The organism is Amycolatopsis sp. SB7-3 (genome assembly GCF_041021335.1).
In the GTDB taxonomy this organism is placed as follows: domain Bacteria; phylum Actinomycetota; class Actinomycetes; order Mycobacteriales; family Pseudonocardiaceae; genus Amycolatopsis; species Amycolatopsis japonica.
In genome coordinates this window covers 83,752-108,725 of the sequence record NZ_JBFPJQ010000001.1, presented here as the reverse complement: position 1 = coordinate 108,725, position 24,974 = coordinate 83,752, and the positions used below count along the sequence as shown (strand labels likewise).

17 protein-coding genes are annotated in these 24,974 nt (G+C 67.8%); 12 read left to right on the top strand and 5 right to left on the bottom strand.

What is annotated here, in order from left to right:
- Positions 1-86: 86 nt before the first annotated feature.
- Positions 87-9,326 carry a LamG-like jellyroll fold domain-containing protein gene (locus tag AB8M46_RS00465; RefSeq protein ID WP_394359230.1) on the top strand — a complete coding sequence of 3,080 codons (9,240 nt, stop codon included), beginning with the start codon at positions 87-89 and terminating at the stop codon, positions 9,324-9,326.
- A 1-nt stretch (position 9,327) separates the two neighbouring features.
- Entirely contained in the window at positions 9,328-9,579 is a 252-nt protein-coding gene (locus AB8M46_RS00460) for a YrhB domain-containing protein (protein ID WP_394359229.1), read from the top strand.
- A 122-nt stretch (positions 9,580-9,701) separates the two neighbouring features.
- On the opposite strand, the gene AB8M46_RS00455 is transcribed toward AB8M46_RS00460, so the two are convergent.
- Positions 9,702-10,376: a peptidylprolyl isomerase gene (locus AB8M46_RS00455; protein ID WP_394359228.1), complete on the bottom strand. Its 675-nt coding sequence runs from the start codon at positions 10,374-10,376 to the stop codon at positions 9,702-9,704.
- A 183-nt stretch (positions 10,377-10,559) separates the two neighbouring features.
- Between AB8M46_RS00455 and AB8M46_RS00450 the strand changes: the two genes are divergently transcribed.
- Positions 10,560-11,126 carry a hypothetical protein gene (locus AB8M46_RS00450; protein ID WP_394359227.1) on the top strand — a complete coding sequence of 189 codons (567 nt, stop codon included), beginning with the start codon at positions 10,560-10,562 and terminating at the stop codon, positions 11,124-11,126.
- 12 nt (positions 11,127-11,138) lie between these two features.
- Here the strand turns inward: AB8M46_RS00450 and AB8M46_RS00445 are convergent, their stop codons facing one another.
- Entirely contained in the window at positions 11,139-11,408 is a 270-nt protein-coding gene (locus AB8M46_RS00445; RefSeq protein ID WP_037342353.1) for a DUF2631 domain-containing protein, read from the bottom strand.
- A gap of 95 nt (positions 11,409-11,503) precedes the next feature.
- Between AB8M46_RS00445 and dxr the strand changes: the two genes are divergently transcribed.
- The 6 genes from dxr to map all read left to right on the top strand — a co-directional run bounded on the left by dxr (position 11,504) and on the right by map (position 18,973).
- Positions 11,504-12,709 carry a 1-deoxy-D-xylulose-5-phosphate reductoisomerase gene (dxr, locus tag AB8M46_RS00440; protein WP_394359226.1) on the top strand — a complete coding sequence of 402 codons (1,206 nt, stop codon included), beginning with the start codon at positions 11,504-11,506 and terminating at the stop codon, positions 12,707-12,709.
- A gap of 3 nt (positions 12,710-12,712) precedes the next feature.
- Complete coding sequence (locus tag AB8M46_RS00435) at positions 12,713-13,957, top strand: M50 family metallopeptidase (RefSeq protein WP_394359225.1); 1,245 nt, start codon at positions 12,713-12,715, stop codon at positions 13,955-13,957.
- Positions 13,958-14,075: 118 nt separating this feature from the next.
- Positions 14,076-15,227 (top strand): flavodoxin-dependent (E)-4-hydroxy-3-methylbut-2-enyl-diphosphate synthase, encoded by a 1,152-nt coding sequence (ispG, locus tag AB8M46_RS00430; protein ID WP_073849032.1) that lies wholly within the window; start codon positions 14,076-14,078, stop codon positions 15,225-15,227.
- Between the two features lie 154 nt (positions 15,228-15,381).
- Positions 15,382-16,236 carry a GNAT family N-acetyltransferase gene (locus AB8M46_RS00425; RefSeq protein WP_037342357.1) on the top strand — a complete coding sequence of 285 codons (855 nt, stop codon included), beginning with the start codon at positions 15,382-15,384 and terminating at the stop codon, positions 16,234-16,236.
- Positions 16,237-16,286: 50 nt separating this feature from the next.
- A complete protein-coding gene (locus tag AB8M46_RS00420; RefSeq protein ID WP_394359224.1) occupies positions 16,287-18,092 on the top strand; it encodes a penicillin-binding transpeptidase domain-containing protein in 1,806 nt (601 codons plus the stop codon).
- Between the two features lie 23 nt (positions 18,093-18,115).
- The gene (gene map / locus AB8M46_RS00415; protein ID WP_037342359.1) at positions 18,116-18,973 is read left to right on the top strand and encodes a type I methionyl aminopeptidase; all 858 of its coding nucleotides are present in this window, start codon (positions 18,116-18,118) and stop codon (positions 18,971-18,973) included.
- Between the two features lie 62 nt (positions 18,974-19,035).
- Here map and AB8M46_RS00410 read toward each other — a convergent pair whose 3' ends face one another.
- A complete protein-coding gene (locus AB8M46_RS00410; protein WP_394359223.1) occupies positions 19,036-19,722 on the bottom strand; it encodes a FadR/GntR family transcriptional regulator in 687 nt (228 codons plus the stop codon).
- 48 nt (positions 19,723-19,770) lie between these two features.
- Here AB8M46_RS00410 and AB8M46_RS00405 point away from each other — a divergent pair, with 48 nt between their 5' ends.
- The gene (locus AB8M46_RS00405; protein WP_378371907.1) at positions 19,771-21,018 is read left to right on the top strand and encodes a CynX/NimT family MFS transporter; all 1,248 of its coding nucleotides are present in this window, start codon (positions 19,771-19,773) and stop codon (positions 21,016-21,018) included.
- Between the two features lie 92 nt (positions 21,019-21,110).
- Positions 21,111-21,587, top strand: a complete 477-nt coding sequence (locus AB8M46_RS00400) for a hypothetical protein (protein WP_394359222.1) — start codon at positions 21,111-21,113, stop codon at positions 21,585-21,587.
- Between the two features lie 67 nt (positions 21,588-21,654).
- On the opposite strand, the gene AB8M46_RS00395 is transcribed toward AB8M46_RS00400, so the two are convergent.
- Positions 21,655-23,049: a mycothione reductase gene (locus tag AB8M46_RS00395; RefSeq protein ID WP_394359221.1), complete on the bottom strand. Its 1,395-nt coding sequence runs from the start codon at positions 23,047-23,049 to the stop codon at positions 21,655-21,657.
- A 76-nt stretch (positions 23,050-23,125) separates the two neighbouring features.
- Entirely contained in the window at positions 23,126-23,788 is a 663-nt protein-coding gene (locus AB8M46_RS00390) for a M15 family metallopeptidase (RefSeq protein WP_394359220.1), read from the bottom strand.
- A 346-nt stretch (positions 23,789-24,134) separates the two neighbouring features.
- On the opposite strand from AB8M46_RS00390, the gene AB8M46_RS00385 reads away from it, so the two are divergent.
- On the top strand, positions 24,135-24,968 hold the full coding sequence (locus AB8M46_RS00385; RefSeq protein WP_037342644.1) for a trypsin-like serine protease: 834 nt from the start codon (positions 24,135-24,137) through the stop codon (positions 24,966-24,968).
- Positions 24,969-24,974 lie beyond the last annotated feature (6 nt).

Genomic DNA, 24,974 nt, shown 5'->3' with positions numbered 1-24,974 from the left:
CCGGAAGAGACTCCGGACGCACCCAGGTGCGAACGCCGTATCTCCGATCCATTCAGTGACTTCACCTCATGAGGACGGGCCTTCGTATGTCTTCTTCGCACCGGGACAGAGCACGGGGAACCGGTCTGCTGGGCAAGGTGAGCCTGCTCGGCTTGACCGTTGCGCTCGTGGCCGGATTGGTAGGGCCCGCCACGCGCTACGGCGCGTCCGGGCCCTCCGACGCCGAGCTGCTCCAGCAGGCAATGGCGTTGTCGCCGCGTCAAGAGCAGGGGAATGCGGCGTCGCAGGAACCCGAGACCGGCGGTCCGGCCAACGTCGCGGGAGCGAAGTCCTTGCAGGCGAAGTACCCGCCGATTCCCGGAGGTACGGAGAACGCCCGAAAGAACGCAGTCAAGGTCGAATCGGTCGCAGCGCAGGTCCGGGGTTTCGACGAGAAGACCAGTAGGGAGCTGCCTGACCGCCGGACGGCGACGGATCGGACGTTCGCCAACGCCGACGGCACGCTGACCACGGAGTTCGGTGACGAGCCGATCAACTATCGCGCACCGGACGGCACCTACCGCCCGATCGACACGGCGCTCGTCCCGCGCGAGCGGAACGAAGGCTGGCGCAACGGCGGGGACAGCGTAGCGCTGAACTTCGCTTCGGCGGCTTCGGCGGACGGCATGGTCGATGTCCGTATCGACGATGAACACCACTTCGGCTTCGGCCTCTCCGACGCCGCGCGCCAGGGTGGTGCGGTGTCCGGCAGCCAGGTCACCTACTCATCGGTGCGGCCCGAATCGGACGTCAGATTCGACGTCGTTCCGGGCGGTGTAAAGGAAACTCTCGTTCTCAAATCGGCGAACGCGCCGACGAGCTGGGAATTCCCCTTGCGTCTCAAGGGGCTACGCGCGTCGATGGTGGGTCGGGACGTCGCGTTGCTCGACGCGGAGGGCCGGGAACGGGCACGGATTCCGGCCGGCTTCATGGTCGATGCCCGGACCGACCCTGAGACCGGCGAACGGACACGATCGGAGGGAGTCGCCTACCGGCTGCTGGAACGCGATGGCGCGGCGGTGCTACGAGTGGATCTCGACGCGACCTGGCTCCGGGATCCGGCCCGCAAGTTCCCGGTCGAGGTCGATCCCAGCGTCGACACGACGGTGTCCGACGGTGGCGCGGTCTTCCAGAGCGGTTCGAGGATCGACGGCGGGACCGAGCTCAAGGTCGGCACCAACGGCTCATCCAAGGCCGCCAGCTATCTGTCGTTCGGTGGAGTGGAGAGCCGTCTCCGCAATCACAAGATCCTCGGCGCGCAGCTGACGCTCAAGAGCAGCTGGTCGTGGTCCTGCCAGCCCCGGCCTGTCACCGTGCACGACGTCACCGCGCCCTGGAACACGTCGAGTGCGTTCCCCGGCCCCGCCTACGGCGCCGCTCTCGCGCAAGAGTCTTTCGCTCACGGCTATATCGGTCTCTATCAGCACGCTTCGAGTTGTCCTTCCGCGACCGAGTTGATTCCCCTCGGCGTGGCGGGACGCGATCTCGTGCAGCGGTGGGTCACGGGCGCCCAGCCCAACTACGGCCTGACAGTGCGCGCGTCGGAGACGGATCGCTTCGGTTGGAAGAAGTTCACCGGTAATCGCACCGCCAATCCGCCCCGCCTGTTCGTCACCCACTCAGCCTACGACGCCGAGTACCGGGTCGATCGCGGTGTGCCTGAGCCGCCGGTGACGCGCCTGCAGAGCGGTAAGGTCAAGATCACCGTCACCAACCGCGGCGCGGACACCTGGACCGCCGCGAACTTCGCGCTCGGTTATCGCGTTTTCACCAAGGCGGGCGCGCCGGTCGGTGCCGTCGAAGCGGCTTCGCTGCCCCGTGACGTCCCCCGTGGCGACTCGGTCACCCTCGACGCGACCATCAAGGCGATCGAAGTGGGTGACTACTTCTTCGACTTCAGCATGTTGCGCCGCGGCGGTGCTTGGTTCACGGACGAACAGATCCCGCCGACTCGATTGGCGATGACCGTTTTCGACGTCCCGCCGATCGTGAAGGCGCAATACCCGCCCAACGGTTTCTCTGCGCAGACCCTGACCCCGCAGTTGTGGGTCGACGCCGTCGATGTCGATGCTCCGGTCTCCTCGACGCTGAAGTACCGGTTCGAGGTTTGCGAAAAGTACGTGTCGAAACCCGACGGCACGCTCACGGGTGTGTCCTGTGTGGACTCGGGCTATGTGACCAAGCGGACCTGGACCGTCCCGGTCGGCGGGCTGCGGTGGAGCAAGGACTATCAGTGGCGGGCGTTCGCCTTCGACGGGAACTCCGAGAGTCAGAAGCTCCCACCGAGCCACTTGCTGACGGCTGTCCCGCAGCCGGAGATCACCTCGCATCTGTCCAACGCGCCCTACAGTGGCGCCCAGCGGGACTTCGATCCGCAGACCGGGAACTACTTCACCAGCGCTATCGATGCGTCTCTGCAGGTGAAGGGGCCGGAGCTGACCGTCGGGCGGACCTATAACAGCCTCGATCCCCGCAAGGATCTGCTCTTCGGCGCGGGCTGGTCGACGCGGTACGACATGAAGGTGGTCCCGGACGGCGACGGCTCCGGAAACGTGGTCGTCACTTATCCGGATGGCCAGCAGGTCAGATTCGGACGAAACCATGACGGTACGTTCGCGCCGCCGCCCGGGCGGCAGGCGAACTTCCGGATCGAGGTCGAAGCCGCTGGTGGCGGCTGGGTGCTGACCGACAAGTCGGCGACGTTGTACCGGTTCAGGCCGGACGGCAGGCTCATCGAGATCTACGACCACGCCGGTAACCACATCGAGCTCGATTACGGGACACCGGAACAACTTCGGCGGGCGATCAGCCGCACGAGCGACCGGATCCTGTACTTCAAGTGGACGGGGAACCACGTCACGTCGGTCAGCACCGATCCGGTCGACGGTAAGCAGCTCACCTGGAACTACACCTACGACGGCGACCGGCTCACCAAGGTTTGCGACCCCGAAGGGGGCTGTACCGGTTACGACTACACGGCGGGTTCCCACTACCGGAGTTCGGTCGTGGACTCGCGGCCGTCCTCGTACTGGCGGCTTGGAGAGGCCGCGGGTACCACCGCGGCCAGTGAGAACGGGCTCAAGCTCGGCAAGGACAACGGGACCTACAAGGACGTCGTCCTCGGCCAGCCGGGCCCGCTGACCGACGGGGCGAACACGGCGGCTTCGTTCAACGGAACGTCCTCCGTAGTCACGTTGCCGGACGGCATGGTCCGCAAGAATCGTGATCTCGCGGTCGAAATGTGGTTCAAGACCACGACAGGCGGCCCGCTTTTCGGGTACCAGAAGGCGCCGATCAGCGGCACGCCCTCCGGTGCGGTGCCGGTGCTGTACGTCGGCACCGACGGGAAGCTTCGTGGCCAGTTCTGGAACGGCGCCGCCGCGCCGATCACCTCGGCGGCGGTGGTGAACGACGACCGCTGGCACCACGTCGTGCTTTCGGGCTCGCTCGCCACGCAGACCCTGTACCTGGACGGGCAGAAAGCCGGATCGGTCCAGGGTGAGATCGCGCATGACGACGTCGTCTACAACCAGATCGGTGCGGCGTACACGGTTCCGCCGTCCTCCTGGCCGGCTTGGGGCACCGACGCGCGCCGTTTCTTCTCCGGGCAGATCGACGAAGTCGCCTTCTACGAGTACCCGGTCGGGCCGACGACGGCCGCGGCCCACTACCAGGCGCGCACCGGTGCAAGCTACCTGTCCAAGATCACTTTGCCGACGGGCAGGGTGGCTGCGCAGCTGAGCTACGACGTCGCGGCGGACCGACTCTCCGAGGTCGTGGACCGGGACGGTGGACGCTGGCGTCTTGGCCGCCCCACAGTCACCGGGACGGAGACCAACCTGATCCGCACCACTCAGGTGGCGGATCCGGCGAACCGGCTGCATTTCTACGACTATGACCCGGTTCGTGGGCGCATTCTGCGGTACGTCGCTCCATTGGGACAGGGACTCCGGCAGGAGGACAAACGGGATTCCGGCGGAAAACCGTTGCCTCCGGACCCGGTTCCCTGCGATCCGAGCGCGCCGCCGACACCGGGCGACCCCTCGTATTGCGGTGGACCCGTGGGTGGCGACGGAACGTGGGTCGGTGGCCCCGTCAACGGGCAAGGGGTTCGCACTTACGACTACGACGACAAGGGCTTCCAGACCACCATCGGTGACGAACTCGGAAACCTCCTGGTGCTCACCAACGACGAGCGCGGCAATGTCGTCGCAAGGAAGACCTGCCGGGTGGCGCCGGGGGATTGCCAGACCGCCTACTACAGCTACTACCTGAATTCGGCGGACGTCACCGACCCGCGCAACGACAAGCTCCTGACCTCGAGGGACGCGCGTTCCGCGAATGGCTCGGATGCGACCTTCGCGAGGAACTACACGTACACGGATCTGGGCGTGCGTGGCTTGCTGACGACCGAAACCAACGCCGCCGGGGAGGTCACGCGGCACGAATACGCGAACGGCTCCGAAGCGGCAGTGGGCGGCGGCAACGTTCCCGCGGGTTCGCTGCTCAAAACCACGGATCCGCGTGGCGGAGTGACGGCTTACTCGTACTTCCGCAACGGTGATCTCGCGAAGATCGTCGACCCCGCCGGGCTGAGCACGTCCTACACCTACGACGTCCTCGGGCGCAAGAAAACAGAAACCGTGGTCAGCGATGCGGATCCGGGTGGATCGACGACCACTTACGTCTACGACGCACGTTCGAAGCCGATCTCCGAGACCGGCCCAGGGGTGACGAACCCGATCACCGGCGTGACGCACACGGCGCAGACGCTGACCGCCTACGACGCCGACGGCAGTGTCATCCGCACGGAGACCAAGGACCTGACCGGCGGGGATCCAAGCCGGGTCACGACCTTCGTCTACGACGCCTTCGGTCGGCAGAACCAGGTGACTGACGCAGAGGGTGGAACGACCCACTTCGGTTACGACCACTTCGGCAACAAGATGTGGATGGTGGACCCCGCAGGCAACAAGTACGAATACGGGTACACAGCACGCAACGCCCTCGCCGAGGTTCGGTTGCGGTCCTGGCACGGCCAGGCGACCGACCCCGGCGGCGAGGGCGGCGACACCGACGGGGAAGGGGACACGTCCTCGTCGCCCACCCTGGTGCTCGCCTCCTACGGCTACGACCTGGCCGGGCGGAGAGTCCGCGAGACCGACTCGATGGGTCGCACGACCCGGTACCAGTACTTCGGTGACGGGAAGCCCTGGAAGGTGATCGCGCACAACGTGAGCGATCCGTTCAACCCCAGCGCGCCCAAGCGCGACATCACCCTTCGGGAGTTCACTTACGACGCCGCGGGGCAGAAGACCAAGCTCGTGGAGCCCGGAGGACGGGTCACGACGTACGAATACGACGCCGCGGGAAGAGGCGTCGCCAAGACGGTCGACCCGAACGGCCTCGCCAACCGGACCGCCTGGACCTACGGATCGGGCGGCGACGTCGAAAAGGTCGTCCACACCGGACAGAGCTCGAACAGCACGAGACTGGACCTGGGGAACCAGGAGACGGCCGAGTTCCGCTACGACGTAGCGGGCCGCCAGACCAGTACATCGGTGACGAAGAGCCTGACGGAGAAGCTCACCACCACTGTCGCCTACGACCAGCGTGGATCTGTCACGTCGGTCACGGCGCCGCGAGGGAACGTCTCCGGCGCGAACGCGGCGGGGTTCACCACCAACCTCGCCTACGACAAGCTGGGCCGGTTGTCCGTCACCACACTCGCACCGGTTTCCGCGGAAACCGCGGGTTCCGCTGCCGCGACAACGCGTCCGCAGAGCACCACGGGCTACAACACTTTCGGCGAGGTGACCGAGACCCGGGATCCGAACGGCAGGGTCGAAACGAAGTCGTATGACCGGCTCGGCAGGTTGATCCAGGCGGCGTCGGCGGAGTACCTCAAGCCGGGAGAGTCCGTCGCGGCGAAGGCGGTCTCAAAACTGCAGTACGACGCCGTGGGCAATCTGCTGGCTCAGACAGATCCTCTCGGTGCCGTCACTCGATACCGCTATGACCAGCTGAACCGGCCGGTGGAGCGGATCGACCCGGACCCCGAGGCGGGTGATCGCCCCGGTGGTGTCTGGAAGTACGGCTACACGACCGAAGGGGAGATGCTCTCGACGACCGACCCCACACTGTCGCGCGTCGAGGCGACCTACGACGATCTGGGCCGTCAGGTCACGGCGACGCGTTTGGAACGTCGTCCCGACCCTGCCGCTTTCGTTACGAAGCTGCGTTATGACGACTCTGGCAACCTTCGGTCGAAAACCGATCCGACTGGAGAACTCACGGCGTACGAGTACGACGTGCTCGGTCAGCGGATCAAGGCGACAGACCCGGCCGGGGTGGTCTCGCAATACGGCTACGACTTCGCGGGGCGACAGGTCCGGGAGTCCGACGGGCACGGCCGTACCGAGTACCTCAGCTACGACCAGGCAGGCCGTGCGACGGGTGTCTACAGCCTTTCGCCGGAAGAGCGGATCCTGCGCAAGACCGCGGCGGCTTACGACGCCGACGGCAACAAGGTGTCCGTGTCCGACGCTCTCGGCCGCACGAGCCGTTTCGAATATGACAGCCGGGGCTTGCTCGTCAAGCAGCAGGAACCAGTCTCCGAATCGGCGACCATCACGACGAGCTTCGGGTACGACCCCGCCGGGAACCGGACTCGGGTCACAGACGGCCGGGGCAACGCGACCTATAAGACGTACAACTCGCTGGGGTTGCCGGAATCGGTCATCGAGCCCGCGACGCAGGCTCATCCCGCGGCGGCGGATCGCACGTGGACGACGGCGTACGACCTCGGCGGCAGGCCCGTCTCGGTCCGGGCGCCGGGTGACGTCGTCCGACGGCCCGTGTTCGACACCCTCGGCCGCTTGAAGTCCGAGACCGCGACAGGTGCCGAGCAAGCGACGACGGAACGCAAGCAGCGGTTCGACCTGGCTGGAAGATTGCTGGGCGTCGACACACCCGGCGGGGAAAAGACGTTCACGTACAACGATCGTGGTGGCCTGCTCACCAGCACCGGTCCCACGACCGGCACCTCGACGTACGGCTACGACGGCAACGGACGGCTGACCAAGCGAGTCGACGGCGCGGGCACCGCGGCCTTCACCTATGCGAAGGGGCGGCTTGACACCCAGCAGGACGGACTGACCGGTCTCAAGCAGACGATCGGCTACGACGACGCGGGGAAGGTGGCGAGCCTCGACTACGGCTCGGGACGCGTGCGGACCTACGGCTATGACGATTTCGGCCGTCAGTCCAAGGACGAACTGAAGGGCGCGGACGGCAAATCCGTAGCGTCGTTGACCTACGGCTATGACCTCAACGACCGGCTGACCGCCAAGAAGACGGTCGGCTTCGCGGGTGCCGCGGACAACACCTACGCCTACGACCACGCCGGCCGATTGAAGTCGTGGACCGCCGGAGGGCAGACCGTCGGCTACGCCTGGGACGACTCGGGCAACAGGATCAAGGTCGGAGAACAGACCTCGACCTTCGACGAGCGGAACCGGCAACTGACCCAGGGCGCCGAAGGCTTCTCGTGGAGTCCTCGGGGGACTCTGGTCTCACGAACCGGCTCAGCCGGAACCGTTCAATCCGGATTCGACGGTTTCGATCGTGCGGTGAAGCAGGGCGGTGTCAGTTACGAATACGACGGCCTCGACCGCACGTCGTCGCGAAACGGTGCGCCGTTCACCTACGACGGGTTGAGCCTCGACCTGGTCTCGGACGGCTCGTCGGCCTTCGCACGCGGGACCGGTGACGGGGTGTTGGCCCAGCGCTCGCCGGACGGCGCTGCTCAGCTCACACTGACCGACCAGCACTCGGACGTCGTCGGAACCCTCGACTCGGCGGCGAGCGCACTGGCCGGTTCGGCGAGCTTCGACCCGTTCGGCGGGAAGACAGCGTCCAACGGTGTATCAAGTCCGCTCGGGTTCCAGTCGGACTACACGGATCCGAGTACGGGTTCGGTCGACATGGGGGCTCGGTGGTACTCGCCGGGCTCGGGGACCTTCAACGCGCGGGACAGTATTTCCCTGCCGGTCAGTCCGTCGGTGGGCGCGAACCGCTACACCTATGGGAACGCCGATTCGCTCAATGGAATCGACCCGGATGGTCACCTCCGCGCACCACGTCCCGGCCCGACACCGATCTTGAAGCCGATCACCAGGGTCGGCGGTCGGTTCACTGGACCGATCGGCAACGCCTACAACTTTTTCTGGGACGTGCCGGCGGCTGGACGGTCTTGTGAGCTGAGGGATGCGGCAGGCAATCGTTGTGCCAATGTCAGTCGCGAGGAGTGGAGCGCATACTGCGGCTTTGGCTTCCGCGATTGCTATGGCAGTTCGGGTCGCAGCGGCTACTGGGTGGATACCAGGAGCGACCGCTCGTGGAATCCTTCCTGGAAGGGTGGGAACCCTCCCGCTCCTAGTCCGCTCGTTGGTCCTGGTCCTCGCCCCGGCCCTCGTCCTGGTCCTTGGCCGCCGAAGCGGATAGCTCCTCCGCCCCCGCCGCCGCCAGGCATCCAGGCGCGGATCGACCAAAAGAAGAAGGCGGAGAACGTCGCCGACCCGATCCCGGACGCGGCGAAGAACCCTCTGGTGAGTGGCCCTCAGATCTCGTCCTCGCCGAACCTGCCGGCCAACGTGGTAGCCGAGGTTCTCGACAACGTCCAGGACCTGGTGTCGATCTACGACATCTTCCTCAAGCAGGTCCTGGACCCCAAGAACCCGGTGGTCCAGAACGTCGATGCGCCGATACCGTCGCCGCTTCTGCCTTCGCAGGTGTCGGCTTGGGACAACTGCGGTGGTGGCGTCGTCCGGGACGACTTCAACGGTGGTGCTTCACGGACGGCGTTCGCCTGTGAGTTGCAGGACTTCGCAGACGACAAGTCCCTGAAGACCGTCAATGCGGTTGGGGGCGAATTCAACTGTGTGGCATGTGCGATCTCGGGAGACCTGACCCTGGCCGGTAAACCGGCTTCGGCCACGAATCTTTACCCTGATGATCCGGTCCCCGACGGCCTTGAGTTGATCGCGCACTACGCTGACGCGCCATGGCGCCCGGTGGATGGGCGGACAATGATCGAGAAGGAGTTGCTGGCGGCTGGTAACGGAGCTCGTGGGATTATTTACGGTACAGACAACGTCACCGCGCACGTTTGGAATGCCATCGTTCGTCAAGGCAAGGTCGATTTCGTGGACTTCCAGGGGCTGGGACCCAACGGTCCAGAGTCATTCGACTACTGGAAAACCTTCTACTTCATTAGGACGAAGTAACGTGGTACTGCAAGATGCGTTCGAGGCTGCTCAACGTTTTCTCGATGCGAAGATTCGGCCTAAGCACGCCACGGAAATCGTCATCGCCAGGTGTGTTGAGAATGATGAGGGCTGGGCGTTCGGCTATAATAGCCGGGCGTTCTTGGAGGACGGTGATGTGATGTCGTCGCTGGTCGGCAACGGCCCGATCATTGTTCCCAGATCTGGCGCAGACCCGTATGTCGGCGGGATCTTCCCTCGTCCTAAGCCGTGAACCTGCTCATTGGTGGGGTGTGGATATCTCCATCTTCGCCCCATCGATGAGCGGTGAAAGGGATACGCTTATGCAGCTCGGACACTCGGGTCTTGTCCGAGCTGCAAGGCGGCTTGCTTGCCTCAGAAACCGACGGTCGCCTTCTGGATCTTCACCGGCTTCGCCGGCAGCCCGTCGGCAGGACCGTTCGGATCCGTCGGGATGATCCCGTTCGCCACGATCCGGTCCAGCACCTCCATGCCCCGCACGACCTTGCCCATCACCGAGTAGTTCTTCGGGATGTTCGCGAACGAGTGCACGATGAAGAACTCGCTGCCGTTGGTGCCGGGGCCCTGGTTGCCCATGGCGATGGTGCCGCGTTCGTAGGTCTCGGTGCCGTCGACCTCGTCCGGGAACTTGTAGCCCGGCCCGCCCTTCTCGGCTTCGTAGATGTCGCCGCACTGCAGGACGCCGAGGCGCGAGGAGTTCGTCAGGCGCCAGCACTGGCTGTGGTCGTAGAAGCGCTGCAGGGCCAGGCTCGCCAGGTTGTGGACGGCGCACGGGGCGGCGCCGGCGCGGTTCAGGCGCACGGTCACCGGGCCGTAGTTGAAACGGAAGGTGACGTCGACGGTGCCGCGGGTGAACGCGAAGGGGAGAGGCCGCAGGACCGGGCGGGCCGCGGGGTTTTCCGGCGTCGGCGTGAATTCGCAGCGCACGATCGGCAGGGACGCCGTGGCGGGCGCGGCGGTGGCGACGCCGGGCAGGAACACGGCGGCGAGAGCGGAAACGACAGCGGTGACACCCCAGCGCAGCTTCATGAGGGGGAACCTAACCCAAAAGGATGGTCGTCGGGTAGCCGTTCACGCGGGGGTGCCGTCCGGGTGGTCGTGAGTGGCGATTCGGGTTAGAACACGAATCGCCACTCACGACCACCTGCACCGAACGGTCACCGCACATGCTGAGCTCAACTCACCGCCGCGTACCTCGCCCTCGCCGCCATCGTGCTCCCGCCCACCGAGATCCGGCCCGACCAGGTCGAACACGTAGCCCTGCCGTGCGTCCAGGCGGGCGTGTCCGCCGACGACACCGACTCCGCCCAAAGCCTCAACCAGCAGCTCGCCACCAAGATGCGCGGCTACATGAACCCGTACAACACCTCGTGCGCCAGAGTGATCGTCGAGACGGTGCAGAGATCGGGGCTCAACGATCGCGCCGCGGCCATCGCGATCGCCACGGTGATCGTCGAGTCGAGTATCGCCAACCTCGACGGCGGCCTCGGTGACTCGGTCGGGCTCTTCCAGCAGCGCGCGAGCTGGGGATCCTTCGAACAGCGGACCGACCCGGTGTGGGCGACCGGACGGTTCCTCGCCGTGATGCGGCAGTTCTTCCCGAACGACTCGTGGAACAACGTCGCCATCGGGGACGTCGCCGCGGCGATCCAGCGGCCGGCGGCGAAGTACCGGCATCGCTACGGGGTCGAGGCCGGCGACGCGGTCAAGATCGTCAACGAGCTGTGGGCCCAGAACGGCGAATGGCCCCTGCCCACGAAGGTGGACAGGGGCCATTGAGCCGTGAAGGAGCTACTTGCGCCAGGCCGTGCGCTGCTTGCGGATGTCGAGCACCAGCCCGAACATCATCAGCAGCGACAGGCCGATCAGCCACAGGTTCTCGGTCCAGCCGTGGTGGTTGCCGTACAGCATCACCAGCAGGATGATCGCGCTCAGCCAGCCCGCGATCCGCGTCGCCTTCGGGAAGGAACCGTGCCAGCCCCACTCGGCCGACGGCTCGTCGCGCGGGTCGACGGTGTCGACGCCCACCCGGCCGCGCTTTTCGACCGCTTTGCTCGCCACGATCAACTCCTCAAAACCCGATGGTTCGCTTGCCCGCGAATGATCCCACACCTGGCTGCACGCGCCCGACGGGCCCCAAGCGACAATGAGCCCCGATGACTACCTCGCGAAGTGTGCTCGTGCTCGGTTCGACCGGATCGGTCGGCGCCCAGGCCCTCGACGTCGCGGCCCGCAACCCGGAGCTGTTCCGGGTCGCCGGGATCGCCGCGGGCGGCTCCGACCCCGCCGCGCTGGCCGCGCAGGCCCTGGCGCACCAGGTCGACGCCGTCGCCATCAGCAGGCCGACGGCCGTGGAAGACCTGCAGCTCGCGCTGTACGCCGAGGCGCAGAAGCGCGGTTACTCCCGCGGCGACTTCAAGCTCCCGCGCATCTTCGCCGGGGCCGACGCGGTCGTCGAGATGATCGACGCCACCCCTGTCGACGTCGTGCTCAACGCGCTTCCCGGGTCACAGGGCCTCCCGCCGACCCTGCGCGCGCTCGCCACCGGCGCCACGCTCGCGCTGGCCAACAAGGAGTCGCTGATCGCGGGCGGGCCGCTCGTGCTGGCTGCGGCCAAGCCCGGCCAGCTCGTCCCGGTGGATTCCGAGCACTCCGCGATCGCGCAGGCCCTGCGCGCCGGCCGCGAGTCCGAGGTCGCCCGGCTGGTGCTCACCGCCTCGGGCGGCCCCTTCCGCGGGCGCAAACGTGCGGAACTGGCCGACGTCACGGTCGAGCAGGCGATGGCGCATCCGACCTGGTCGATGGGCCCGCTCATCACGATCAACTCGTCCACCTTGGTCAACAAGGGCCTGGAGCTGATCGAGGCGAAGCTCCTGTTCGACATCGAGACCGACCGCATCGACGTGGTCGTCCACCCGCAGTCGATCATCCACTCGATGGTGACCTTCGTGGACGGTTCGACGATCGCCCAGGCCAGCCCGCCCGACATGCGGCTGCCGATCGCGCTGGCCCTGCACTGGCCGGACCGCGTGCCCGGCGCCGCGGCCGCGTGCGTCTGGGACAAGCCCGCGAGCTGGACTTTCGAGCCGCTGGACAACGAGGCGTTCCCGGCCGTCGAGCTCGCGAGGCACGCCGGGACCGTGGGCGGCTGCGTCCCGGCGGTCTACAACGCGGCGAACGAGGAGCTGGTCGCGGCCTTCCTGGCACAGAACACCGGCTTCACCTCGATTGTGGACACTATTGCCCAGGTGGTGGAAGCCGCCGACGAATGGCGTCGTGAACCTCGCGACGTGGATGACGTACTAGCTGCCGAGCGCTGGGCTCGCGCGCGTGCCGGTGCGCTGATCGGTAAGGGGAAGTAGCGCGTGCTCTGGTTCATTCTCGGGATCGTGCTGTTCGCGCTGGGTATCTGCCTGTCCGTCGCCCTGCACGAAGCCGGTCACATGTGGGCGGCCAAGGCCTTCGGCATGAAGGTCCGGCGCTACTTCATCGGCTTCGGGCCGACGATCTTCTCCTTCCGCCGCGGTGAGACCGAGTACGGCGTGAAGTGGATCCCGCTCGGCGGGTTCTGCGACATCGCGGGCATGACCGCGCTCGACGAGGTCACCCCGGAAGAGTCGAAGCGCGCGATGTGGCGCTTCAAGACCTGGAAGCGCACCGTCGTCATGTCGGCGGGCTCGGCGATGCACTTCATCCTCGGTTTCGTCATCCTCTATCTGATGGCCGTCACCATGGGCCTGCCGAACCCGGCCGCGCAGGCCGCTCCCACCGAAGCCGTGATCAGCGCCACGTCCTGCGCCCGCGCGGCCACCACGGTGGAGCAGCTGAACGACACCACCTGCCCGCCTAACGCCCCGACCCCCGCGAAGACCGCCGGTCTCCAGGCAGGCGACAAGGTCGTCTCCGTGGCGGGCAAACCGATCAAGACCTGGCGCGAGATGCTCGCGGCCGTCCAGGTCGCCAACGGCCCGACGCCGTTCGTGGTCGAGCGGAACGGACAGCGGCTGAACCTGACCGTCGACGTGCCGCGCGTGCAGCGGCTGGTCGCCGACGGTTCCAACAACACCACGGTCAAGGACGTCGGCATGATCGGCGCTTCGCCGATCCAGAACACCGCGCCGCCGCTGCTCACCTACGGCCCGGTCGACGCCATCGGCGGGACGCTCAGCTTCACCGGCACGATGTTCTCCGAGACCGCCAAGCGGCTGATCGAGTTCCCGTCGCGGATCCCCGCGGTGGTGGATTCCATCTTCGGCGGCGAGCGCGACCCGAACACCCCGGTCAGCGTCGTCGGCGCCAGCCGGATCGGTGGCGAGGCGGCCGAGCGCGGCCTGTGGGAGATCTTCGTGCTCCTGCTGGCGAGCCTGAACTTCTTCATCGGCGTGTTCAACCTGCTGCCGTTGCTCCCGCTCGACGGCGGGCATATCGCGGTCGTCTGGTACGAGCGGGTCCGCGACTGGATCCGGAAGCTGCGCGGCAAGGCGGCGGGCGGACCGGTCGACTACACGAAGCTGTCCGCGGTCACGATGGTGCTCGTCTTCATCGGCGGCGCCGTGACCCTGCTCACCGTCACCGCCGACATCGTGAACCCGGTCAAGCTGTTCCAGTGACGCGGGAGGGTGGCGACGGAGCGCGCTGTCAGCATCATTGGGCTGCCCAGGTAATGCTGCTCACCGTGACGGCTGACGTCGTGGATGTCCGCCGATCGGGGTAGGTACGCTTGACGGCGTGACTGTCGCTCTTGGTATGCCAGCGCTTCCTCCTCCCGTCCTCTCCGAGCGTCGCAAGACCCGACAGCTGCAGGTCGGGCCGGTGGGCGTCGGCAGCGAGCACCCGATTTCGGTGCAGTCGATGACCACCACGCTCACTTCCGACGTCAACGCGACGCTGCAGCAGATCGCCGAGCTCACCGCTGCGGGCTGTGACATCGTGCGCGTCGCGTGCCCGTCCGCGGACGACGCCGAAGCGCTGCCCGCGATCGCGAAGAAGTCGCAGATCCCGGTGATCGCCGACATCCACTTCCAGCCGAAGTACGTCTTCGCCGCGATCGAGGCGGGCTGCGCGGCGGTCCGGGTGAACCCGGGCAACATCCGCAAGTTCGACGACCAGGTCAAGGAGATCGCGAAGGCCGCGAAGGATCACGGCACCCCGATCCGGATCGGCGTCAACGCGGGTTCGCTGGACAAGCGGATCATGGACAAGTACGGCAAGGCGACCCCGGAGGCGCTGGCCGAGTCGGCGCTGTGGGAGGCGTCGCTGTTCGCCGAGCACGACTTCTACGACGTGAAGATCTCCGTGAAGCACAACGACCCGGTGGTCATGGTGCGCGCGTACGAGATCCTCGCCGAGCAGTGCGACTACCCGCTGCACCTCGGGGTCACCGAGGCGGGCCCGGCGTTCCAGGGCACCATCAAATCGGCCGTCGCGTTCGGCGCGCTGCTGCGCCAAGGCATCGGCGACACGATCCGCGTGTCGCTGTCGGCGCCGCCGGTGGAAGAGGTCAAGGTCGGGATCCAGATCCTGCAGTCGCTGAACCTCAAGGAGCGCAAGCTCGAGATCGTCTCGTGCCCCTCGTGCGGCCGTGCGCAGGTGGACGTCTACACGCTCGCCGAGCAGGTCACCGCCGGTCTGGAGGGCATGGAGGTCCCGCTGCGCGTCGCGGTCATGGGCTGCGTCGTCAACGGTCCCGGTGAGGCGCGCGAGGCCGACCTCGGTGTCGCGTCGGGTAACGGCAAGGGCCAGATCTTCGTCAAGGGCGAGGTCATCAAGACCGTGCCCGAGCACGCGATCGTCGAGACGCTGATCGAAGAGGCCATGCGGATCGCCGAGGAGTCGGGCCAGACGATCGGTGAGGGAGAGCCCACCGTCACCGTCGGCTGACTGGTCGAGACCACGCCAGGAACGGTCCTTTCCTCGCAAATTTTGCGAGGAAAGGACCGTTCCTTGCACTTGGCGGCCCCGACCTGCCGAAGTTCTCTCAGCGTGTCGTGAAGCTCGCGTTCCGTTTACGCCGCTCATCTGGCACCCTGGAGTGGTGTTGCGGCTTGCAGGAGCACGGCTGCTCGATGATCGGGACTATCCCGCGGTCCGTGCCGCGCTCGCCACAGACCCGGTCGGCAGCTGCATGGTGAGTGCCAGGGTGGAGACGGCGGGTCTCGACCCCTGGCGGCTCGGTGGTGAGCTCTGGGCCGCCGATTCCCGTCCGGTCCGGGCGGGCAGGCTTCAAGGGCTGTGCTTCTCCGGGCCGAATCTGATCCCGTTGCGCGGCAACGCCTCCGCTCTGCGTTCCTTCGCCGATCGCGCCCTGCGCCGTCAGCGGAGCTGCTCGTCGCTCGTCGGCCCGGCCGAGCAGGTACTGGGGCTGTGGGACGAACTCGAGCCGGAATGGGGTCCCGCCAGGGAAGTCCGGCACGATCAGCCGTTGATGGCGCTCGACGGGATTCCGTCCGTCGCCGCCGATCCGCTGGTCCGCGCGGTGCGCCCGGAGGAACTCGACCGCTACCTCCCGGCCGCGATCGCCATGTTCGTCGAGGAGGTCGGCGTCGACCCCCGCACCGGTGACGGTGGCGCCGGGTATCGCGCCCGCGTCGCGGAGCTGATCGCCGGCGGCCGCGCGTTCGCCCGCTTCGAAGACGGCGAGGTCGTCTTCAAGGCGGAGATCGGCGCGATGTCCTCCACGGTCGGCCAGATCCAGGGGGTCTGGGTGCATCCGGAACGCCGCGGCGGCGGTCTCGGCACCGCCGGGACGGCGTCCGTGGTGACCAGGCTCGTCCGCGGGATGGGCCGCACGGCCAGCCTGTACGTCAACGCCTACAACAGCCCCGCGCTCGCCGCCTACCGCAAGATCGGCTTCCAGCAGGTCGGGCAGTACGCGACGGTTCTGTTCTAGATCGGCGTTGCGCCAGGGTGGACAGTGCCCGGACTGGCAGGATCCGGGGCATGCAAGCAGGTCGTCGTGTCGCCGTCGTCGTGCTCGCGGGGGTGGTGGGCCTCTCGGTCGCCGGGTGCGGGCTCTTCGCCGATTCCGGGCCGGAGGACGCGATCACGGGTTTCCTCGACGGGCTCGCCTCCGGTGACGTCGCCGCCGCGGCCTTCTTCACCGATTCGCCGGACGCCGCGCGGTCTTCGGTGGAGATGACGCGGAAGGCGCTTTCCCCCGAGTCGATCAAGGTCGCGGCCGACGAGGTCCGGCACTCGTCCGGCGCGGACAACGCGACGGCGACCTACCGGCTCACCTGGAACCTCCCGCGCGGCCGGGTCTGGACATACAAGGCCGACGCGCAGCTCCATTCCACCCAGGACGGCTGGAAGGTGCGCTGGCTGCCGACAGTCCTTCATCCGCAGCTGGCCGCACAGCAGAGCATCGCGCTGAAGGCGGATCCGCCGGCTCTCGCGCCGGTGCTGGACCGCGACGGGACACCGCTGCTGCGCCCGCAGACCGTCGTCAGCGTCGTGCTCGACCCGGCGAAGGCGGGCGACCTGGTGGCCGTCACCGACAAACTCGGCGCGGCGCTCAACCGGTTCGAGCCGTCGGTGACCGGTCAGTCGATCCGCGACGGTGTGAAGACGCTCAAACCCGGCTCCGGCTATCCGGTGGTGAGCCTGCGGGCGAACAGCTACCAAGAGGTGAAACCCGAGATCTACGACCTGCCAGGGGTCCGGTTCAGCCAGCAGGAAAGGCTGCTGCCCGACGACAAGAACTTCGGCAAGCAGGTGCTGCCCGCGGTCCGGACGCTCGTCGAGGATCAGGTGGAGGGCTCGGCGGGCTGGCGCGTCGTCACCCTCGACACGGGCGGCGGCGAGATCGTCGACCTGCACTCCGAACACCCCAAACCGGCCCCCGCGGTCGTCAGCACGCTCAGCGTGAAGGCGCAGGGTTCGGCGGAACGGGCGCTCGCCCCGGTCCCGACGGCGGCCGCGCTGGTGGCGATCCAGCCGTCGACCGGCGAACTGCTGGCGGTGGCGCAGAACGCCCCGGCCGATCCGCAGGGCGCGATCGCGCTCACCGGCCGCTTCCCGCCGGGCTCCACGTTCAAGATGGCCACCGCCGTCGCGGCGCTGTCCGCGGGCTCGGTGCGGGCGGACAGCCCGGTGGACTGCCCCGGCACGGCCACCTTCGAGAACCGGACGGTGCCGAACGAGGGCAAGTTCGCCCTCGGCGTCGTCCCGCTCTCCACGGCGTTCGCCAAGTCCTGCAACACGACGTTCGCGAAGCTCTCGACCGATCTGCCTCCCGCCGCGCTGACCGACGCCGCGCGCGACCTCGGCGTCGGCGCCGACTTCGTGATCCCGGGCCTGACGACGATCACCGGTTCGTCGCCGCCGGCGAACACCGTCGCGCAGCGGGCGGAGAACGGGTTCGGCCAGGGGACCGTCGTGGCGAGCCCGTTCGGGCTGGCGGTCGCCACCGCGACGGTCCAGTCGGGGAAGGTCCCGGTGCCGACGCTGGTGCGGGGGATGGCCACCACGTCGTCCGGGCTCGGCAAACCGATCAAGCCGGAGGTGCTCGACGCGCTGCGCGGGATGATGCGCGAGGTAGTCACCGACGGCACGGCGACGCTGCTCAAGCCCCTGCCGGACGTCCGGGGCAAGACCGGGACGGCGCAGTTCGGCGACGGCACGCACGCGCACGGCTGGTTCGTCGGCTACACCGGGGACCTGGCCTTCGCGGTGCTGACGACCGACGCGGGGACGTCCAGGCCCGCGGTCGAGGCCGCCCAGCGCTTCCTGACGGGGCTCGGTTAGCCGCCAGGTCGTAGGCTGGGCCCATGTCCGTTCGCTCCCCCTTGAAGCCCGGCGTCCAGACGCCGAGGCGAGTCGTCCCCGCCAGCATCGCCCGTCCCGAGTACGTCGACCGGCCGGCGCCGAAACGCGACACGGGCAACGGGGTCCGCACGCCCGAGGTGATCGAGGCGATGCGGGTCGCGGGCCGGATCGCGGCGCAGGCGCTGGAGGAGGGCGGCAAGGCCGTCAAGCCCGGTGCGACCACCGACGACATCGACAAGGTGATCCACGAGTTCCTGCTGGACAACCACGCGTACCCGTCGACGCTCGGCTACCGCGCGTTCCCGAAGTCGTGCTGCACCTCGCTCAACGAGGTGATCTGCCACGGCATCCCGGATTCGACGGTGATCGAGGACGGCGACATCTGCAACATCGACGTCACCGCGTTCATCGGCGGCGTCCACGGCGACACCAACGCGACGTTCCTGGCGGGCGACGTCTCGGAGGAGGCGCGGCTGCTGGTCGAGCGCACACGCGAGGCGACCATGCGCGCCATCAAGGCCGTCCGCCCCGGCAGGCAGCTCAACGTCATCGGCCGGGTCATCGAGTCGTACGCGAAGCGGTTCGGCTACGGGGTCGTGCGGGACTTCACCGGCCACGGGGTCGGGCCGGCGTTCCACACCGCGCCGACCGTCCTGCACTACGAGGAGCCGTCCGTCGAGACGGTGATCGAGCAGGGCATGACCTTCACGATCGAGCCGATGATCACCCTCGGCACCATCGACTACGACATCTGGGCCGACGACTGGACCGTCACCACCAAGGACAAGAAGTGGACGGCCCAGTTCGAGCACACCCTCGTGGTGACCGAGGACGGCGCCGAGATCCTCACGCTGCCGTAAGTACCTGAAAGCCCCCTTCCTTGCGCCAGGAGCAAGGAAGGGGGCCTTCAGGTACTTCAGGGTCAGGCGTCCTGCTCCACCCTGGCCAGGAGTTCGTCCAGGAAACCGCACGCCTCGGTGGCGGCACGGTCGGCGTCGCGGTCGGCGATGGCCTCGGCGAGGCCTTCATGCCCTATCTCCGGCAGATACTCGCGCCCCGGCGTCACGTTCGACGTGGCGGCCACGCTGGCCGTGATCACCTCGGTGAGTCCGCGGTACATCTCGGTCAACAGGGTGTTATGTCCACTTTGGACGACGGCGAAGTGGAATTCCGCGTCGAGGCGGGCGAAGTCCTCCCAATGGCCGTCGCGCAGCTCGGCGTTGCGGCGTTCGAGCAGGGACCGCAGCTCGACGACCTCCTCCTCGGTGCGCGACACGGCCGCGAGCCGGGCGCCCTCGACCTCGAGGATGCGCCGCACCTGCAGCACCTCGCGCAGTTCGGAACCGCAGAGCCGCCGGATGGCGCCCGAGACCTCGCTCGTCGCCCGCACGTAGGTTCCGTCGCCCTGGCGGACCTCGAGCAGCCCCGTGTGCGCGAGCGCGCGAACGGCCTCGCGGACGGTGTTGCGCCCGACGCCGAGTTGCCCGGCCAGTTCGGGTTCCGTCGGAATCCGCTGACCGATGGGCCATTCTCCCTGCGTGACGGCGTCACGCAGCTGCTCGATGACCTGATCGACCAGGCCGGCACGGCGCGTGGTGGCCAATGGCACAGCGTTGTCCCTTCATCCAATCATCCTATGTATGTGATACTAGCCGACGTGCGTGTCGACTCTCGAGAATCCGTGGCCCCGTTCGACGAAAGCCTTGAACTCGAAGGCTCGATCGAAACGGAGTGGCGGCCGGGAGTGATCACCGGCGGTGTTCTGCTCGGTGTCGCGGTGATCCTGGTGGCCCTCAATCTGCGGCCCGCGATCACCAGTGTCGGCCCCATGCTCGGCGAAATGCGCGACGACCTCGGCGCCACGGCGACCTGGGCCGGCGTGCTCACCACGCTCCCGGGCCTCTGCTTCGCCGCCGCCGGACTCGCCGCGCCGCTGCTGGCCCGCCGGTTCGGCATCGGCGCGGCCATCGCGTCCGCGCTTTCGGTGCTGGCCGTCGGCCTGGTGCTGCGCGTGATCGACGGACCGTACGTCGTGCTCGGGGGAACCCTGGTCGCCACGGCGGGAATCGCCTTGGCGAACGTACTGATCCCGGTCGTCATCAAGGACTCCTTCCCGGCACGTGTCGGCATGATGACCGGCGTGTACACCGCCGCTCTGCAGGGCGGGGGCGCCCTGGGGTCCGCGCTCACCCCTCCCTTGGAGAACGCGTTCGGCGGCTGGCGCCAAGGTCTCGGCGCCTGGTCGGTACTGGCGGTGCTCGCACTCCTCGTCTGGATTCTCGCAGCCCGCGGTGCGGGACGTGCGCCCGTTGCCGAGGCAGGCAAGCAGGGTAGCGGGCGATCGCTCCTGCGTAGCCCCCTTGCGTGGATGGTCACGCTTTTCTTCGGCACTCAGGCCTTTTTGGCCTACGTCGTGATGGGCTGGCTGCCGGAAGTGATGATCGACGCGGGGGTGAGCAAGGGGGATTCCGGGCTGTTGCTCGGGTTGATCTCGCTCATCGCCGTGCCGATCAGTCTCGTGGTGGCGCCGATGGCCGCCCGGCACAAGAGCCAGAGCCCGTGGATCGTCGGACTGGGTGTTCCCGGCTTCGTCGGCATGGTCGGCATGATGGTCGCGCCCGCCGCCTCGCCGCTGCTCTGGTGCCTCCTCATCGGGCTCGGGATGAGCGTCTTCTCGCTCGCGCTGACGGTGATCGCGCTGCGGGCCCGCACTGGCGAGGACACCGCGCGGCTGTCGGGGATGGCGCAGGGCATCGGCTACCTGATGGCGGCCGTCGGGCCGTTCCTCTTCGGGCTGCTTCACGACCTCACCCACGGCTGGACCGTCCCCTGGATCATGATGCTCGCGGTCTTCGCCGCCCAGATGACCTTCGGTGCCTTCGCCGGTCGTCGCCGGTTCGTCTGAACGCGTTCAAAAAACTTCTTGACCCGTCCCGGGGCGGAGCCATAGCCTGAGCGAGTTGAACCTGTTCAAAAAACTCGGTCCTGGGGGTCGGCGTGGTGGAGGGACTGGCGTACGGCTCGGCTCTGGCGTGTTTCGCCGCGGTGTGCGTCGCCGTGGTGCCGGAGCGGGCGCCCGCGGTGCTCTCGCCGCACGAGTTCTACCGCGCCGTCGACCGGGTGTGCGTACAGGTGTGGAAGGACAGTGGCGCCGATATCCAGCGCTACTGGCCGGATCCGGAGGGGGAGGCCGCGACGGAGCTGCGCAAGTGGCAGCACTACGTCGCGGTGAAGGTGGACGACGCCAAGGACGTCCTCAAGGGGGCGACGAGGGTCCGCACGGTGCCAGGAGGGGCGGCATCGGCGCGGGAGGAGTTCTTGGCGGCGATCCGCCGGTACGTCGAGGCGGGTGAGCGGTTCTCGGGGGAGGGGGCCCGCTCGCCCGCCCTGATGGCCGTCTCGGACACCACGGGCAACGCCGTCGGCGACCTGGCGGCGCGGAACGGGGCCCGCGCCTGCGACCGCGTCGTCTGACCGGCGCATTTAGTCCTCTGAACGCGCCCGGGGTAAGGCGCATTCAGAGGACTAAATGCGGTGGGGGTCAGTCCAGGGGCAGGTTCAGCAGCGCGTTCTCGACCAGTTCCGGCATCGCCGGGTGGATCCAGTACTGCCCGCGCGCCATGCTCTTCGCGTCCAGCCCGAAGCTCATCGCCTGGATCAGCGGCTGGATCACCGAAGACGCCTGCGGACCGATGATGTGCGCGCCCAGCAGCTGCCCGGTGGCCGGGTCGGCGAGCAGCTTCGCGAAGCCGGTCGTGTCCTCCATCGCCCAGCCGTACGCGATGCCGGCGTAGTCCTGATGCGACGTCACGTACGACACGCCACGCTCGCGCGCCTCGCGTTCGGTCAGCCCGACGGAGGCGACCTGCGGCGAGGTGAACACCGCGTGCGGGACGAACCGGTGGTCGGCTTCGATCCGCTCGTCCGGGTGCAGCAGGTTGTGCTGCACCACGCGCTGCTCGTGGTTCGCGACGTGCTTCAGCTCGAAGACCGACGAGATGTCGCCGAGCGCGTAGATCCCGTCGACCACGGTCTGCTGGTACTCGTCGACCACGACGTGCCCGCGCTCGCCCGTGGTCACGCCGGTGGCGGCGACGTCCAGGAGGTCGGAGTTCGGCGTGCGGCCGGTCGCGACCAGCAGCACGTCGGCCTCGACGGTTTCGGCGCCCTCCGGGCCTTCGAGGTCCAGGGCGACACCCGACGCGGTCTTGCGCGCGCGGACGGTCTTGCGGTCGAGCCGGACGTCGAACCGCTGCGCGGCCAGCTCGGTGAACCGGGCGCTGACGTCGTCGTCCTCGGACCGCAGCAGCGCGCCGGAGCGGTTGACCACGGTCACGTCCACCCCGAACGAGGCGAAGACGTGCGCGAACTCGGCCGCGATGTACCCGCCGCCGAGGATCACGATGCTCGACGGCAGCTCGTCGAGCCGCATCACCGTGTCGGAGGTGTGGTAGCCGGTCTCGGCGAGGCCGGGGATGTCCGGGATCACCGGCCGCCCGCCGGCGGCGAGCACGAACTTGTCGGCGGTGATCGTCTCGGCCGGGCGGCCGTCGGAGTAGCTGACCCGAAGTTCCTTGTGCCCGGTGAAGCCGCCTTCGCCCTCGTACACGGTGACGTTCTTGTTGTCCTCGTGCTGGACGCGGTACTCCCGGCCGCCCTCGGCGATCGGGTCGATCCGGCCGAAGATCCGGTCGCGCACGTCGCGCCAGCGGACGCCGGTCAGCTCCTCGTCGACGCCGAACTTCGACGACGTGGCGGGGGTGGCCGCGACGTTGGCGGCGTGGACGAACATCTTCGTCGGGATGCAGCCCACGTTCAGGCAGGTGCCGCCGAACGTGCCCTTCTCCACGATCGCCGTGTTCCAGTCCGCGAAACGCGGGTCGAGGATCGAGTTGCCCGATCCGGTACCGACGATCACCAGGTCGTAGTGGGGCACGCTGTCTTCCTTTGCGGCGGGAGCGGGGGTGGTTCCGACTCTAGCCAACTTGTCACGGCGGCCGGTTGTTCCCGGTTCAGCGGCCGGTGGAGCTGAAGTGCATCCGGTCCGTCGGCGTCGTCCAGGAGCCGCCCCACGTCCAGCCGATCGCGGCGAAGGCGGCCACCGTCGGATCGCCGGCGGTGATCATCCCCGGCCGCCGGTTTCCCCGGTCGAGGTACGCCGACGCGAGTTCGGGCAGGACGAGGTCGCCCTTGGTGTACGGATTGCAGAACGGGTCGACGTCGATCGCGAGCCCGTAGGCGTGCGCCGACCAGTTCGTCAGGCCGCGGGCCGGACGGCAGACGAAGGCGGTGGTGTTGTTCCCGTCACCCGTCGGGGGAGCGGTGAGTTCGGTGGGAGCGGTCACGCGCATTTCCTCGATCGGGAATTTCGCGGCGAACAACCGCCCGAACACGGTGACCACGGCGTTCGCCACCGACGCGTTCACGAGCATTTCCCCGGTGTGCGCGCGGCCGTCGAAACCCCAGAACGACAACGTGAGATAGCGAAGTTCGCCTGCCTTGACCGGGCAGGCGGGCTGCCAGGTGCTGCGCGCGAGAACCCCTGCGGGAACGGGATTCACCGTGCCCGCGAACCGCTTCCCGGCTGGCGGGGGCAGCAGATCGGCGGTCGGCAGGGAACGGTTCGCCAGTACCGGAGGAGTCGGGAGGATCTGCCCGAAACCGTCACGGCGCAAGGGAAGCGGCTTCGCGCCGACCTGCCAGACCGGCGCGGGAGGCGGGGCCGATGTGGCCGGAGTCGTTGCCGCTGAAGAGGTTTCCGCGGGAGGGCCGGGAACTGGGCTGGGCGGCGCGGGGTTCGCACACGAAGAAAGCAGAAGGGCCGTAGCCGCCAGAACCGTCGCCGTAGCCCGCACGACGTCCAGGGTGACAGATGCGTTCGGTGAGCACAGTTCCACCCGTTTCAGTGACACCGCATCGGGCTTTCTCCGATTAGGGTATTCGCGATCGCTCGTGTACGCGCTGGAGTCGAATGACTTCCCAGGGTTTGACCGTACGTACGCCCCGGTGAAGGGACAGAACATGCCCAAGAAGTCACGCCGCACGCTGCTGCTCGCGGTCGGAGCGGTCCTCGCGACGGCGGTGATGGTGCCGGTCGCGGTCAACAGCGCGTCCGCGGACGACAGCGCGGTGAGCGGCCCGGATCAGGCCGCCCAGCCGCGGATCGTGGGTGGTGGCAAGGCTTCGGTCTCGCAATACCCGTACGCGGTCTACTTGGCCGATCGCGGCGGCAACCAGTACTGCGGCGCGGTGATCGTCAGCTCCACGACGGTCGCGACGGCGGCGCACTGCGCGGTCGCGGTCAAACGCGCCGACGTCCGCGTGGTCGCGGGGCGCGAGGACAAGCGTTCGCGCGACGGCATCGAGCTGCGGGTCTCGCGGATCTGGGTCAGCCCCGACTACAGCGGCGATCCCGGCAAGGGCGACGACATCGCGGTGATGACGGTCAGCGGTCAGCTGCCGTACCGGCCCGCGAAGGTCGCGGACAACGGCAACGCCGACCTGTACCAGGAAGGCACGAAGGCGACGGTCCTCGGCTGGGGCCGGGTCGCCGACGGCGGCGCGCGGTCGGACTACCTGCGCAGCGCGGTCGTCCCCGTGGTCAGCGACAAGACCTGCCGCACCGCGTACTCGGGCTACGACCCGAGCGACATGGTGTGCGCCGGCTACGACGAGGGTGGCGTCGACGCCTGCCAGGGCGATTCGGGCGGACCGCTCATGGTGGGCGACACGCTGATCGGGATCGTGTCCTTCGGCGAAGGCTGCGCGAAGGCGGGCAAACCCGGCGTGTACACCCGCGTCTCCCACTTCGCGAACGAGATCTCCCAGCAGAAGAACCGGGGCCTGATCGGCTGATCGGTG

Bases quoted from the DNA above. Each gene is read 5' to 3' on its own strand.
- AB8M46_RS00465 (WP_394359230.1), top strand. From the start codon at position 87: ATGTCTTCTTCGCACCGGGACAGAGCACGGGGAACCGGTCTGCTGGGC.
- AB8M46_RS00455 (WP_394359228.1), bottom strand. From the start codon at position 10,376: ATGAAGCTGCGCTGGGGTGTCACCGCTGTCGTTTCCGCTCTCGCCGCC.
- dxr (WP_394359226.1), top strand. From the start codon at position 11,504: ATGACTACCTCGCGAAGTGTGCTCGTGCTCGGTTCGACCGGATCGGTC.
- AB8M46_RS00420 (WP_394359224.1), top strand. From the start codon at position 16,287: ATGCAAGCAGGTCGTCGTGTCGCCGTCGTCGTGCTCGCGGGGGTGGTG.
- map (WP_037342359.1), top strand. From the start codon at position 18,116: ATGTCCGTTCGCTCCCCCTTGAAGCCCGGCGTCCAGACGCCGAGGCGA.
- AB8M46_RS00385 (WP_037342644.1), top strand. From the start codon at position 24,135: ATGCCCAAGAAGTCACGCCGCACGCTGCTGCTCGCGGTCGGAGCGGTC.